Raw genomic sequence first — 14,449 nt, 5'->3', positions numbered from 1 at the left:
ATTCGTGATCGCGATACCGCGGCGGCACCGGCACGAGAACTAGGATCGACCCCAGCGCACCGTTCACGGCGCCATAAGGGGCTGCCTGAGCCGGTCACCTGCAGGAGGTCCGCAATGGCGAGGCTGCTGTCCGTCAACGTCGGAGCACCCAAGGACGTCTCATGGCAGGGGAGAACCGTCCACACCGGGGCCTGGAAATTCCCCGTCTGCGGCGCCCGGATGGTGCGGCGGCTGAACGTCCACGGAGACGGCCAAGGTGACCTGGCCGGGCACGGCGGTGAAATCCGTGCTGTGCTCGTCTACCAGCTGCGGTCCTACCGGCACTGGGAAAAGCAGCTCGGCCGCAACGATCTCACTTTCGGGATCTTCGGGGAGAACTTCACCGTCGACGGCCTGCCCGACGACGAGGTCTGCATCGGCGACCGGTACCGCATCGGCGAAGCCGAATTCGAGGTCACCCAGCCGCGCGTCACCTGTTACCGCGTCGGCATGCGCCTGGGCGAACCCGCCATGGCCTCCCTGCTCGTCGCCCACCACCGGCCAGGTTTCTACCTGCGGGTGATCACCGAGGGCCATGTGCAGGCCGGCGACGAGATCGTCCAGACCCGCAAGGGCCCCGAAGAACTCAGCGTCGCCGACACCGACGCACTGCTGTATCTCCCCGACCGCGACCCCGCGAAGCTGCGCAAGGCACTGAACATCCCCGCGCTCAGCCCCGGATGGCGGCAATCCTTCATCGATCTCGCCGACGCTCAGCAGCCCGCGCAGGAACCGGGTTGGCCGGGGGAACGCGCCGGCTCCCAGCAGCCCAGAGGGGAACCGGGTTGGCCGGGCTTCAAAGCCATGCGGGTCGCCCGCATCGTTCCCGAGACCCCCGCCGTGGCGTCGATCTACCTCAGCACGACCGACGGCACGGCGCTGCCCGAGGCCCGTCCGGGCCAGTACCTCTCCGTCCGCCTTGCTGTCGACGATGCCGCCCCCGCAGTGCGCAGCTACTCCCTGTCCTCCACCCCAGCGGCAGACACGTACCGCATCAGCGTCAAGCACGAGTCCCACGGGAGAGTCAGCAGCTACATCCATGCCACGCTCCACCCCGGAGACCTCGTGGACATCGCCGCGCCCCGCGGAGCGTTCGTGCTCGAAGCGGGCACCCGCCCGATCGCCCTCATCTCCGCGGGAATCGGTGCCACCCCCGTACTGGCAATGCTGCACCAACTCGCCGCCACACGAGACCCACGCCCCGTCTGGTGGATCCACGTCGCCCATGACCGCGCCCACCACGCCTTCGCGGACGAGGCCCACGCGCTCCTGACCCAACTCCCGCAGGCCCACGAGCACGTCTACTACACCGCCGAAGCCACGCCACACCCCGACGAGCCTTACGTCACCCACGGGCGTCCGACTGCCCCCTCACTCACGGCCATGGGCATCCCCACCGACGCCGACGCCTACCTCTGCGGACCGCCCGCCTTCATGGACGGCATCGGCAGCTTCCTGCGCGACCACGGCCTGGCCCCGGAGCGGATCCACACGGAGCAATTCAGCGCCCTCCCAGCCATCAACCCCGGCGTCACCCCCACAGTCGCGGTGCGGCCGCACCAGCCACCCGGTCCCACGGGCACCGGACCGCTCATCACCTTCGCGCGCAGCGGCATCACCACCCCCTGGTCACCCGCACACGCCTCACTCCTCGATCTCGCCGAAGCCTGCGACGTCCCCACCCGCTGGTCCTGCCGCACCGGCGTCTGCCACACCTGCATCACCCACCTCGTGGCGGGCGACATCACCTACACCACCCCGCCTCTCGAACTCCCCGAGGAAGGCACCGTCCTCGTCTGCTGCAGCCGGCCGACTACCGAAGTCGTCCTCGACCTGTAGCCGCGCGACATGGCCCGGACCCGGTCCCGGCTCCACTGGGCGAAGCGCCGGTAGAGCGTAGGCCAGGCCGGGCCGAAGACCGGCGGGAGCTGGTGCCAAGTGCAGCCCGAAGCGGTCACGAAGATGATCGCCGCCAACGCCTCGCGGCCACCGTCATTTCCGTGGGGGCGGTGACGGTTCCTTGCTCATTGGGTGGGGCAGCCGGTCGGTGGATTGTTGTATTCCTTGGTGTAGACACGGACCAGCATCCGCCGGTTCGCGTTTTCGCTCATGCTCCACAGGTGGCCGTTGCCGGAGGAGTCCAGCCAGTACGTCATCGATTCCGCGTTGTCGATGAAGGTTCCTTTGGACGGGCAGACGCCGTCGTTGTCCTGTTCGTACCACAACTCGCTGTTGTCGTTGCCGGGTACCGTCCGGTCGATGAAGAACTCCGGGCGCTGGGAGGAGGAGTTCGGCCGGGTGACCACGCCCTGGACGCCTTCGAAGTTGGTCTCGGCCAGGCTGGTGGCGGTGACCGGTTTCGTGGATCCGGTGTTCATACGGTCGAGGAGGTCGGCGGTCGGCCAGTCGACGATGCGTGCTCCGGCGCCGGAGGCCGTCATACCGGTCGGGTCCCGGTATTCCGCGGACACCAGGGAGTCGTTCGACCACTGCAGGGACAGCGACGAGAAGCACAGACCGGTGTGCAGGTCGGTGGGCGCGCCGGAGCAGCCGGAGGGCGTGGTGACGAAGCGGCCCACTTCGAACATGACGTAGCGGTAGCCCGCCGCGCACAGCTGCGTGGTGCCGGAGGCGTTGGTCACCTGCCCGATGTCGTTGACTCCCGAGCTGGTGCCGTCCGGGCCGCAGGACGTGTCGTCGGGGATGAGGTACGTGCGGCGGGTGTCGAACACGAGCACGCCCGAGGTGTGCTGTGAGACGAACAGGTACGGTCCGTACCAGACGGCCCCGCCGCCGTGCACGTCGCAGACCGGACTGAACGTCAGGCCGGCGGCGTTGGGGGCGCCGGGCACCGCGAGCATCACGTGCCGGAAGCCGCCGTGGGTGCCGTCGGTGTAGGGCCGGTCGATGAACGTGGCGCGCAGGCCCACCGATCGTCCGGGGTCGTCGGGCACGCCGGGGCAGCGTCCCCGGTTGCCCGCGTCGGCGGTGTGCCGCCAGACCACCGCCACCTGGTCGCCGCCGGCCTGGTAGCCCGAGTACTGCTCGGCGTCCTGTGAGCTGGTCAGTGACTGCGGTACCCAGCTGTCCAGCTTCGCCTCGTCGCTGGTGGGGTCGAAGCACCAGGCGGCCAGCGTGTACGCCGCGTCGGCGGCGGCGATCGCGGGTCTGGGGGTGGCGCATTTGGTGCTGGTCTTGTAGTACATCTGGCTGCTGGGGTGGCTGAAGACCTGTGCCAGCCCGGGGCTGCCGTCGGCGCTCAGCCGGCCGCCGGCGTAGGCGGTGTCCACCGCGGCGAGGTTGGCTGCCGGCTGCGGTGACCACACGAGCTGCTGCAGTCCTGTGGTGCTCTTGCCGGAGTTCACATAGGGCGTGACGTTGTCCCAGCTCACGCCGAAGGCGCTGGTGACGGCAAGCAGGACGGTGAGGACCGGCACTACGAGGACGCCGGTGCGCACCATCCTCCGTTTTCCTGACATGATCGGTGATGCCCCCTTTTTTTCTCGGGATGGGGTGGGTGATCCGCGCTGTTTCGCGGCGTGGCTGTCCCTGCGGTCAGTGGTCGGTGCCCGCCAGCCGGCCGCTCAGGGCGAGTGCGTGGGTGCGCAGGCTCGTCAGGCGGGCGAGGTCGCCGCGGTGGGGGCGGGTCAGGGCGGACTCGACGGTGCCCTGCGCGCGCCGGTAGGCGGAGACCACGCCGGTCTTCTGCTGGCATGCGGCGTCGCGCTGCGCCTGCTTCCACAGCGTGCCGAACTCGCGCCGGCCCGCGGCCCGGTCGGATCCGGTGGCGGCCATGCGCTGCTCGGCGTCGGGGCGCACGTCGTGCAGTGCCGTGACGCGATAGCCGGAAGCGCGCATGCAGGCCGCCCAGGAGCTCTCCGCTTTCTGGGCATCCGGGTCCTGCCGCACCTGGGCCAGTTCCCGGGCGAACAGCGTCTCCTCGCCGTAGTGCAGCACTTTCCACGCACGCCCGTACAACTCGTCCTGCGCCTGGGAGAAGCACCCGTCCGTGTTCTCCACCGTGTATCCGCCCCCGGGCAGTGCCATCTTGACCGCGTGGGAGGCCGTGCCGAGCAGAGCCCGGCTCTCGGCAGCCGTCGGCGTGCGACTTTCCTGTGCGCTGCGCGGGGTGGCGGCGTGCAGGCCGTAGCCCTGCCTGGTCACGATGGCGGGGTCGAGCAGCCCGTAGGGGTTGGGGTCGGTGAACTCCCGCGCCACGGTGGTGGGCGCGACCGCGAAGTCCAGACCGCGGGCGCGCATGCACCGCCTGACCAGGACGTCTTCTGCGTGGTCGAGCGACGTCTGCTGAGCGCTCGACAGTTGCAGCCAGGCGAGCGGCATCGGGAGGGGCAGGGCGGCCGGGTGTGCCCGGCCGGGGCGTGAGCCGGCCAGGACCGCCGCGGCGGCGGCAGCCGCGAGGAGGACGGCGATCGCCGCAGTCACGCGTCGTCGCGGCTGCCCTGGCTGGTGTCTCATCGGCTTCCTTCACTCGACGCAGGCGCCGCCCCGGGCCTTTCCCGGGGCGGCAGGTGGATCACGGACGGGAGTTGCACCATGCGTTGCTCTCGACTCCGGTCGAGGAGAACTCCGGGATGTTGGTGAGGTTCGGGTAGCCCTGGCCGCGGCTGAGCGAGTGCACGATCCCCTGGTAGTTGGGCTGGGACCAGAGGTAGGCCGTGCAGCTGGCGCCGTTGTTGTAGATGGACTGCATGTAGCGGAACTTCGGGTAGGACCTCAGGTCCGCGTTGTTGTCCTTCACGGGGCCGGGGCTGCTGGAGTAGTTCTCGGACTCGTACGCGCACAGGTACTGCGAGGCGCAGCCGTGGACCGTGGTGGCGCTCGCGGGTCCTCCCGCGGCACCGAGAGTGATCAGTGCCGCGGACACCAGCGTCGCGCCCGTCACAAGCAGTTTCTTCATGGAGTGGCCCCTGTCTCATGGGAGTTCGCGGTCCCGCGCGGTCTGTGTGCCGGCGGCGGCCGCTCCCGGCGGTGACTGCGCGGGAGCCGTTCCTTCGTACCGTGGGCGGGTTGTCCGCGGTCGTACGGCGACCGGCGGACAACAGGGGCCGGACAACAGGGGCCGGACGACGCGGAGGCCCGGCCCGAGGCACGGCCCCCCCCCGCGGTCCTCGGTGGCTGCGGGCCGGTTCAGCCGCAGACCTGCCGGTAGGGCAGCGCGGGAAGGTAACGGTGCCACGCCTGCCGGGGCAGGGCGCCGGTCGTGGTCGCGCAGACGCGGCTGACGGCCACGTCGGCGCTGGTGGCCCGCACCTGGACGGTGTGGTCGTCGCCGGCGCTGGCCAGGGTGCTGCCGTCCGGGCTCAGCACTGCTTGGTCGACCGGTCCGGTGTGACCGGTGACGGGGCCGCCCCACGCGGAGGGCGTGGCAGGGTCGGCGACGTCCCACAGCCGGATGGTGCCGTCGCTGCCGCTGCTGACGAGGGTCCGCCCGTCGTGGCTGAAGGCCACGGACAGCACGAAGCTGGTGTGCCCGGTCAGCGGCGTGGCCCGGGCGGCGGGGTGCCGGGGATCGCTCACGTTCCACAGGCGCACACTGTGGTCGTCGTTGGCCGTGGCGAGGGTGCGGCCGTCCGGGCTGAAGGCCACCGACTCCACGCCCCCGGTGCGGGCGGCCAGCGGCGGGCACCACTGCGTGGGGTGTGCGGGGTCGGTGACGTTCCACAGGCGGGTGGTGTCGTCCGCACCGGCACTGGCCAGGGTGCGGCCGTCCGGGCTGAAGGCCAGCGATTTCACGGCGTCGGCGTGGGCGGTCACCGGGCGCCCGATCTCCTCGGGGCGTGCGGGGTCGGTGACGTCCCACAGCCGCAGCATGCGGTCGTACCCGGCGCTGGCCAGCACGCGCCCGTCCGGGCTGAAGACGGCCGTGGTGATCGCGGCGTGCGCCGGGCCGGGAGCCCGCCGGCTGAGCTCGTGCGCACGTGCCGGGTCGCGGACGTCCCACAGCCGCAGCGTTCCGTCCCGGCCGGCGCTGGCCAGGAGACGGCCGTCGGGGCTGTAGGCCAGTTTGTTCACGGCGCGTGCGTTGCCGAGCAGCGGGGCGCCGGCGGGGGCGGGCCGGCGGGGGTCGGTGGTGTCCCACAGCCGGATCGCGCCGTCGGTGCCGCCCGCGGCCAGGACGCGCCCGTCGGGGCTGAAGGCGACGGTGTTCTGGTAGGTGGGGGTGGGCAGCACGGTGTGGGGCAGGTCCCACAGCCGTACGGTGGCGTCGGTGCTGACGCTGGCCAGAACGTGCCCGTCGGGGCTGAACGCGAGCCACCACACGTAGCCGGTGTGGCCGGTGAGCGGCGGGCACAGTGCGACGGGGGCCGAGGGGTCGGTGACGTTCCACAGGCGGACCGTCTGGTCCGCGCCGGCGGTGGCCAGCACGGTCCCGTCGGGGCTGAAGGACACGGTGTAGATGGTGTTGGTGGCGGCGTCGGGAATGGTGCCCACGGCGACCGGGTTCGCCGGGTCGGTGACGTTCCACAGCCGCACGGTGAAGTCGTTGCCGACACTCGCCATCAGGTGGCCGTCCCGGCTGAAGGCGACCGCGTAGACGGTGCCCGTGTGGCCGTGGAGCGGCGGTCCCTCGGTGTGCGGGTGCGCGGGATCGGTGACGTCCCACAGTTGGACGGTGTGGTCGTGGCCGGCGCTGGCCAGGGTGTGGCCGTCCGGGCTGAAGACCGCCGAGGCTATGGCGCCCTTCTGGCTGCGCTGCGGCTTGCCCACCTCGCTCGCGTGGGCGGGGCCGGAGACGCTCCACAGCCGCACGGTGCCGTCGTCGCCCGCGCTGGCCAGGGTGCGGCCGTCCGGGCTGAAGGACACCGAGAAGACGATGCCGGTGTGCCCCCGCAGCGTGGAGCCCGCTGCCGGCCGCTTCGGATCGGTGAGGTTCCACAGCCGTACGCTGTGGTCGCGGTCGGCGGAGGCGAGGGTGCGGCCGTCCGGGCTGAAGGACAGCCACATCACGCCGCCGCTTTGGGCGTGGACGGGATCGCCCAGCGGCGCCGGGCGGGTGGCGTCCGCGACGTTCCACAGCCTGATGGTGTCGTCCAGGCCCGCGGTGGCCATCAGGTGGCCCCGCGGGCTGAAGGCGACCGCGTAGACGGTCGCCGTGTGCCCGGTGAGCGGCGTGGAGAGGGGGGCGCTCTGGGTGCCCAGCAGGTCGGTCGCGAGCAGGTCGGTGCGGCGCAAGCGGTATCCGGCGACGTCCATCCTGGCGGCGAGCGACTGGTCGGTGCCGCGCAGCTGGCCGGCCTGCGCCTGCAACTCGCCCGCGACCGCGCTGTCGCGCTCGGACCTGGCGGCCGAGCGCTGCTGCAGCGCGGTCCCCGCGGCTGCCATGGCGAGTACGGTCAGCAGCGCGAGCGCGAGGACCGCGGCGCGCCGGCGCCGCAGGCCGCGGTCCTGGTGGCGGGAGGAGGCGGCGAGGAACTCCCGGGCCCGGGCGCTCAACCGCCCGTCGTCGGCGTGCTCGCGGGCCCATTCCCGGGCGGCGGCCAGGCGGGTTCCGCGGTACAGGGCGCTCGCGTCGCGCCCTTCGCGCTCCCAGGCCAGGGTGGCGTCGGTGAGCTGCTGCTGTACGAGCAGACCGGCCCGGTCCTCGCTGATCCAGTCGCTGAGCCTGGGCCACGCCTGGAGGAGCGCCTCGTGGGTGATCTCCGCGCTGTCGGTGTCGAGGGTGACGAGCCTGGCCCGGGCCAGCGCCTCCAGGACGGCGTCCGCGCTGGGGTCGAGTTCGTCCCTGGCCAGGCGCCGTTTGGAGTCCTCGGTGCCGTCGTTGAGCGACACCAGACGCAGGAAGATACCGCGCGCCAGGCGCTGCTGCGGTGCGGTGAGGGCGCCGTAGACGGTCTCGGCGGTGTTGGCCAGGGCGTGGGTGATGCCGCCGGCCGACTCGTAACCGCTCACGGTCAAGGTGTTGCCGCGCCGCCTGCGCCAGGTCTCGCGCATCGCGTGGGAGACCAGGGGCAGGATGCCGGGCTGCCCGGTCGCTTCGGCCACCACCCGGGCGAGCAGGGGGGCTTCGAGAGTGGACCCGGTCTGGACCGCGGGTTGCGTGATGGCACGGCGCAGTTCCTCGGTGGTCATGGGGCCGACGAGGAGCTGCGAGTCCTGGATGGCTTCCACGAGGTCCGGGTGCTGCGAGCAGGCAGCGTAGAAGTCCGCCCGCACGCCGAGGACGACGCGAATCCGGCTGTTGGCCGCGCCGGCCGCGGTGAGCAGTGAGGCGATGAAGTCCGCCCGCTCCCTCGGGTCGGCGCACAGGGTGAAGATCTCCTCGAACTGGTCGACCACGAGGAGGAGTTCGCGCTCGGGCGGCTGCTCCGCGAGCAGTTGGAGCGCGGTCAGGTGCAGGGCCCGCGGGCCGGTTCGCAGGTCGTCGTGGAGGGCGACGGCGGAGGCGCTCGTGAGGGCGGCCAGCCGTGCCGCGCACTCCTCGAAGGGGTGGGCGCCCGGGGTGAGGACGAGCACGGTCCAGGGTGCCGGGCCGGTGGACACCCGCGGGATCAGTCCCGCCCTCAGCAGGGAGGACTTCCCCGAGCCGGAGGCGCCGAACACCGCGACGAACCTGTTCCCGCGGACCCGGGACTCCAGGTCGTCGGTGAGCCGTTCGCGCCCGAAGAACCGTCCGGCATCACCGGTGTCGAAGAAGCTCAGTCCCGCGTAGGGGCAGTCGTCACCGCCCTCGGCCGCCTCGTCCGGCACCTCGCCGGTACGCGCCAGTTCGGCGGAAAGACGGTGCCAGCGCTGCTCCCACTCCGCCGTGTCGCCGCCGCACGCGCGGACGTAGGCGAGGGTGACCGGCAGGCTCGGCAGCTTGCGGCCGGAGGCGGCGTCGGCGAGGGCGGTCGAAGAATAGTGCGCGGCGCGGGCGAGCTTGCGGTACGGCGGAGCGCCGGCCTTGTCTCTCAGTTTCCTCAAGTCCGCCGCGAACCTGCCCAGATGGGTGTCCTCGTCGTCCAACGGCCGCTCGCTGCGGGGCACCGTCGCCTCCTACCTGTCCTCGCGGAGTGCTCATTGTGCGGAGCGTGTTGTCCGGCGTCCAGCGGCCGACAGCGGACAACGTCGCGTCCCTTACAAACGAGCCACCACCGCAGACGCGGCGGTGACGGTCACACGGGGAAGAGGGACGCACGACTATGAGCAGCGATGTGAAGCATTCCGCACTTCTGCGGACGAGAAGGGCCGCACTCGGAGCCCTCACGGCGGTACTCGTCTCCGGCGCGGTGCTGGCCGGGCCTGCCACGGCGTCGGCGGATTCGGCCGACATCAAGCTGGGACAGGAGGACCTGAACGGGCTGGCGTACAACGCCGGCACCGTCGACGGCGTCAGCGGGGCGCAGACCGAGGCAGCCGCCGAGTCCTTCCAGTCCGACCGGTGCCTGAGCGTCGACGGGATCATCGGCACCCAGACGCTCGGCGAACTGGAGGCCGTCGTCAAGGAGGTCCAGAGCAAGGCCGGGGTCGACCAGGACGGCGACTACGGCAGTACCACCACCACCGCCGTCAAGAACTACCAGAGCGAACACCAGCTCACCGCCGACGGCATCGCCGGCCCGGACACCATGAAGTCGATGGGCATCACGCGACTCGTCGCGAGCTGCCACACCAGCGACACCCAGCGCGACAAGATCGTCAGCGTGGCCAAGAGCCAGCTCGGCGTCCGCGCCGACTCCGACAACTGCGTGCCCGGCAAGCCCTACAGCATCTGCGCGGACTGGTGCGCCGCCTTCGCCACCTGGGTGTGGCGGGACGCCGGGGAGAACATCCCGTTCATGACCTACGTGCCGAACGTCTACGACTGGGCGGTCAGCCACAACCGCTGGTACGGCACCAGCCAGCTGCACTCGGCACTGCCCGGAGACATGATCATCTTCGGCACGGCGACCAACCGCTACCACATCGGGATCGTCGACCACGTCAGCGGATCGACCGTCTACGTGATCTCGGGCAACACCTCCAACCCGGCCAACTCCAGCCAGATCGGCGTCTACGACAAGAGCTACCCGCTGTCGAGCTCCGTCTTCTACGGGCTGGTCCGCCCCTGACCGGACCTTCCCACCGGTCCACCGGCACCACCCCGCACCTGCCGGCCGGCGCCGCGAGCACCCGCACACCGCGCGGCTCGCGGCGCCGGCGTTCTGCGCCGACCTCCGAGAACGGAGAACCAACCGATGAACAAAACCCTGGCCGCCGCCGTCACACTCGGCCTGACCGTGCTGGCCGCATCGGCCGGCCTGCCGCACGCCATGGCCCGCACAGCCGCGGCACCGGCCCACCCCTGGCACGAGGCAGCCGACCACATGGGCTCCGGGCTCACCGCCCGCCTGCCGGCCCGTACCGTTCACCACTCGGCCACCGCGACGGTCCCCGACACCACGACGACGCTGAAGGGCCTGGACGTCAGCGCCTTCCAGGAGAACGTCGACTGGCCGTCGGTGGCGGCCAAAGGCGCGTCCTTCGCCTACGTCAAGGCGACCGAGGGCACCGACTACACCAGCAGCCAGTTCTCCCAGCAGTACAACGGATCCGCGGCCGCGGGCCTGATCCGCGGCGCCTACCACTTCGCCCTGCCCAACGCCTCCGGCGGCAGCGCCCAAGCGGACTACTTCATCGCCCACGGTGGAGGCTGGTCCGACGACGGCAAGACCCTCCCCGGCGCGCTCGACATCGAGTACAACCCCTACGGAGCCACCTGCTACGGCCTCAGCCAAAGCGCGATGGTCTCCTGGATCACCGCCTTCAGCACCGAATACCACACCAAGACCGGCCGCTACCCGATCGTCTACTCCACCCGCGACTGGTGGTCGACCTGCACCGGCAACTCGGCCACCCCCGGCCAGCACGACCCGCTGTGGATCGCCAACTACGGCGGTTCGCCCACTCCGCTACCGGCCGGCTGGACCACCTACACGATCTGGCAGAACGCCGACAGCGGCACCTTCCCCGGCGACCAGGACGTCTTCAACGGCACCACCGCGGACCTCAAAACCTTCGCCCACGGCACGTACACCCCGCCCCCGCCGCCCCCCGGCAGCGGCTGGCCGGTCGTCTCACAGGGCGCGACCGGCCACAGCACCACGACCATCCAGTACCTGCTCAACGCCCACGGCTACACCCTCGCGGTGGACGGCGACTTCGGCCCGGCCACCCGCAGCGCGGTGCTCGCCTTCCAGTCCGGCAAGGGCCTGACCGCGGACGGCATCGTCGGCCCCGACACCTGGCAGGCCCTCATCGTCACCGTGCAGTCCGGCGACACCGGCCCGGCCGTGAAAGCCGCCCAGGCCGAACTCGCCGCCCACGGTTCCACCCTCGCGGTGGACGGTGACTTCGGCCCGGCCACCCGCAGCGCGGTGCTCGCCTTCCAGTCCGGCAAGGGCCTGACCGCGGACGGCATCGTCGGCCCCGACACCTGGCAGGCCCTCGTCTCCTGACACCCCGCACCACCCGCCGCCCCCACCCGGAAGAACGGGGACGTGCCCGGCAGGCCGGGCAGAGGACCAGTGACGGCCGCGGGCGCCTTCGCCCGGGACCGCACCGGTCACCGTCACGACGAGCAGACCGCCCGCGGTATCGACGCGGCCCGGAGGAACGACGTCGGCAACGCCGGCTATCCAGAGCGCGGCGCCTGAGCGCTCCCGCGCAAGAGGCCCGGAACCGCTCGCGGTTCCGGGCCTCCGCGCCATCGGCACGGAGGGAAGGCGGAAAAGCGCGCAGACGCTGCGCCGGCCCCGCGGCTGGACCGACCGTCAGTGACAAGCAGGTGTCCGAGCCGCGTCAGACCCCTCGGGTAGGGCCGCGGCCCCGAGACCGAGGCCGTCGACAGCGCGGTCCTCGACGGACCTGCAGCCGGCAGGCAAGCCGGGGCGATCAGCTACGAAACCGCCTCTGCGAGGAAGCCGGTCACGCCGGCCCGGAAACCGAGGGGGCCCTCAGCCCATGACCAGGCGGGCGGAGCGATCGGAGTGGCTTTCTTCGGAGCCATCGCAAGAACACCGGCAGGTGGGCTGTTCGCCCACGTCGGGGGCCTCATGTGGGCAGGCGCAGCGGTGTTCCTCCTCGCCGCCTTCCCGTGCGCTCTGGCGGCTCGCTCGTGAAGGCACGGTCGCGGACGACTCAGCGGGCAGTCCGCGCACGGCTGAGGGACGCAGACGTCTGGTTGAGCGCTGTCGCGGCCGCCCGATCGCCTTCGAGCTTCAAGAAGCTGGTGTGGCTATCGGCCGCCGCACCGTGACCCGGCATCTGGCAACCCTGAAGGCTCAGCCACCGGAGGTTCCGCCAGTGGCCCGCGTCAGGAGCCGGCCGGGTACCAGAAGGTGCCGTTCTCGCCGGCGTGCGCGAGGGTCAGGCTCATGATGCCGCCGGGCCGCTGGTAGCGGGGGTGCTGCTGGAGGAAGCCGGGGAGCGCCAGCGGCGTGGTCGCGTCGCAGACGCCGTCGGTCCGGATGCAGAAGCGCGCGACCGGGATGCCCGCGAAGTCCGCCGGTCCGGGGCCGCGCGAGGTGAAGCCGAAGACGCTCAGCCCCCGGGGCACGACGGCTTCGAGGCCCGTCCTGGGCTGCCGCGGGTCGGCGTAGAGCATGCCGTCGACCCGCGCGGCCGGGATGCCCGTCCGTCGCTCGGCGATCGCCTGGAGCACCTCGTCGGCGGCCTGTGCGCCCTGCGAGTAGCCGACGATGGTGTAGCGGGCGTGCGGGTCGGCGCGGTGGATCCGCTCGGCCGTGCTCAGCAGATTGCGGTAGCCCTGCCGCTCGCTGTCGTCATAACTCGGCGAACCGAAGCCGGGCGTCTTGCCGTTGCCGGCCTCCCAGGGGCCGGCACTGGCCGGGTAGCAGACGCCGACGACGATGTTGTTCCGGTCGGCGGTCAGGGCCTGGTTGGCGTACTGGTAGCTGTAGGTGCACCGGGGCCCGGGCAACGCGGCTCCGGTGCCGCCCAGTTCGATGTAGTAATGGTGCTCCGCGGGTGCCTGGCGGTCCACGGTGGCATGTGCCGGGCCGGCGCCGAAGCCGGTCGCCAGCGACAGCGCCGTGCCCGCGCCGACCGCCGCGCGGACCGCGCCTGACCGCCAACGGAACCGCCGCGAAAGCCGGTTGGCGCTGCGTACCCGACCCATCCCAAGTCCCCGTTTCCCCCGGCACGTTGTGGGACTACGAATATCGCAGCCCCACGCACATGCTCAAGAGTCAGCGACGGCGTGCACGCAAGCGGAGGAAGGCCGTCCCGGCGCCGGCGGCCACGAGGAGAAGGCCCGCGGAGAGCAGGAGCAGGTTCCTGGCGCTCCAGGCGCCGGACGTGGCGGTGGCATGGCTGTGCCCGGCGGAGGTGTTCGCAGCCGGGCTCAGCGATGTGGCGCCGCTGTCCGAGGGCGCCGGCGTCGCGCTCTGCCCGCCGGGGCGGGAGGCCGAAGGACTGGCGCCGCCCGTACCGCCCGTACCGCCCGTACCGCCCGTACCGCCGGTGGCGGCCGCTCCGGACGAGTCGCCCGGTCTCGGGATCGGCCCCGCGGTGCCGGACGGCGCGGTGGAGCCGGAGCCGGAGCCCGTGCCGGAGCCGCCCGTGCCCCCGGGCTTCCCCGGGCCGGTCGGCCGCCCCGGGGCGGCGATCTGGACGGTCGCCACCACGTCGTTCTCCCCGTGGTTCAGCGTGCACGGCGCGCTGAAGCTGCCCGGGGGGCTGACCACGTTGCCGTTCGCGTCCCTCGGGACGATGTGAAGGATCAGCTGGGTGGTGGTGATCTTCGCGATGCCGGGCTTCTTGAAGACGAGCTGAGGCGCGGTACCCGTCCCCTTGGCGTCGAGCGAACCGGACGCCGGCACGGAGGTCCTGGGGACGGCGAACGTCACATCCCGTTTGATGTCCACCCCCAGCGCGCGCACGGCGACCTTCGCCACCACCGTGCCCTCGATGCTGCTGAAGCCGAACCGGCGCAGCCAGGTGGTGTCGCTCGGGCTCACCGGGGCATCCGCGACGATCGGGAACGCGGGGCTGGGTTTGCCGGCCAGGACGTTGCCCGGCACGGCCGAGTTGAGCCGGAACGTGACGCCCCGGTCACCGACATAGGGCAGGGCACAGGTGTACTGCTGGGTGAGCGACGCCGGATCCGCGGCCGCCGCTCCGGCCCCGAGGCCGCCGATAGCCGAGCCCGCGGCCGCGCAGGCGAGCATCAGGGGCGCCGGCAGCCATGCGGTCCTGCGGACGGCCCGGCCGCTCCGGTGGCCACGCGTCGTTCCGCTCTCCTCGTCCGGCCTCCCTTTCTTCTCCAGGAATGTCATCTCGTGTCCCCCGTAAGGCAGTTGGATCCCTTGTATGACAGTTGGATGCCTATAGGTCAAGGTGGACCGGTGGCGTCACGGCCGCGTCACGACCCCGTTGCGGGTGTCCACCGGCGTGCGCCGCGGGCCCG

At 71.7% G+C, this 14,449-nt stretch carries 9 protein-coding genes and 1 pseudogene; 3 read left to right on the top strand and 7 right to left on the bottom strand.

The window, feature by feature from the left end; genetic code table 11:
- Positions 1-114 precede the first annotated feature (114 nt).
- Positions 115-1,878, top strand: coding sequence for an MOSC domain-containing protein (locus ACSP97_RS00410; protein WP_440556033.1), 1,764 nt, complete (start codon positions 115-117; stop codon positions 1,876-1,878).
- Between the two features lie 11 nt (positions 1,879-1,889).
- On the opposite strand, the pseudogene ACSP97_RS00405 reads toward ACSP97_RS00410, so the two are convergent.
- From ACSP97_RS00405 to ACSP97_RS00385, 5 genes and pseudogenes are all read right to left on the bottom strand, one after another.
- Positions 1,890-2,042: pseudogene (locus ACSP97_RS00405) on the bottom strand (transposase); the annotation flags it as partial.
- A 21-nt stretch (positions 2,043-2,063) separates the two neighbouring features.
- A complete protein-coding gene (locus ACSP97_RS00400; RefSeq protein ID WP_355329820.1) occupies positions 2,064-3,500 on the bottom strand; it encodes a hypothetical protein in 1,437 nt (478 codons plus the stop codon).
- 94 nt (positions 3,501-3,594) lie between these two features.
- Positions 3,595-4,482: a hypothetical protein gene (locus ACSP97_RS00395; RefSeq protein WP_440556032.1), complete on the bottom strand. Its 888-nt coding sequence runs from the start codon at positions 4,480-4,482 to the stop codon at positions 3,595-3,597.
- A 91-nt stretch (positions 4,483-4,573) separates the two neighbouring features.
- Positions 4,574-4,957 (bottom strand): peptidase inhibitor family I36 protein, encoded by a 384-nt coding sequence (locus tag ACSP97_RS00390; protein WP_355155161.1) that lies wholly within the window; start codon positions 4,955-4,957, stop codon positions 4,574-4,576.
- A 230-nt stretch (positions 4,958-5,187) separates the two neighbouring features.
- On the bottom strand, positions 5,188-9,027 hold the full coding sequence (locus ACSP97_RS00385) for an nSTAND1 domain-containing NTPase (RefSeq protein ID WP_440556031.1): 3,840 nt from the start codon (positions 9,025-9,027) through the stop codon (positions 5,188-5,190).
- Positions 9,028-9,182: 155 nt separating this feature from the next.
- Between ACSP97_RS00385 and ACSP97_RS00380 the strand changes: the two genes are divergently transcribed.
- Together ACSP97_RS00380 and ACSP97_RS00375 are read left to right on the top strand one after the other, a co-directional pair.
- Positions 9,183-10,091: a peptidoglycan-binding protein gene (locus tag ACSP97_RS00380; protein WP_440556030.1), complete on the top strand. Its 909-nt coding sequence runs from the start codon at positions 9,183-9,185 to the stop codon at positions 10,089-10,091.
- A gap of 126 nt (positions 10,092-10,217) precedes the next feature.
- The gene (locus ACSP97_RS00375) at positions 10,218-11,477 is read left to right on the top strand and encodes a GH25 family lysozyme (protein WP_440556029.1); all 1,260 of its coding nucleotides are present in this window, start codon (positions 10,218-10,220) and stop codon (positions 11,475-11,477) included.
- A gap of 857 nt (positions 11,478-12,334) precedes the next feature.
- Here ACSP97_RS00375 and ACSP97_RS00370 read toward each other — a convergent pair.
- Together ACSP97_RS00370 and ACSP97_RS00365 are read right to left on the bottom strand one after the other, a co-directional pair.
- Positions 12,335-13,159 (bottom strand): cutinase family protein, encoded by an 825-nt coding sequence (locus ACSP97_RS00370; protein ID WP_440556028.1) that lies wholly within the window; start codon positions 13,157-13,159, stop codon positions 12,335-12,337.
- 70 nt (positions 13,160-13,229) lie between these two features.
- Positions 13,230-14,318, bottom strand: a complete 1,089-nt coding sequence (locus ACSP97_RS00365) for a DUF6801 domain-containing protein (RefSeq protein ID WP_440556027.1) — start codon at positions 14,316-14,318, stop codon at positions 13,230-13,232.
- Positions 14,319-14,449: the final 131 nt, after the last annotated feature.

The organism is Streptomyces sp. SCPE 10, assembly GCF_051980735.1.
Classification (GTDB): domain Bacteria; phylum Actinomycetota; class Actinomycetes; order Streptomycetales; family Streptomycetaceae; genus Streptomyces; species Streptomyces misionensis.
This window is presented reverse-complemented; position numbering and strand designations above follow the sequence as displayed.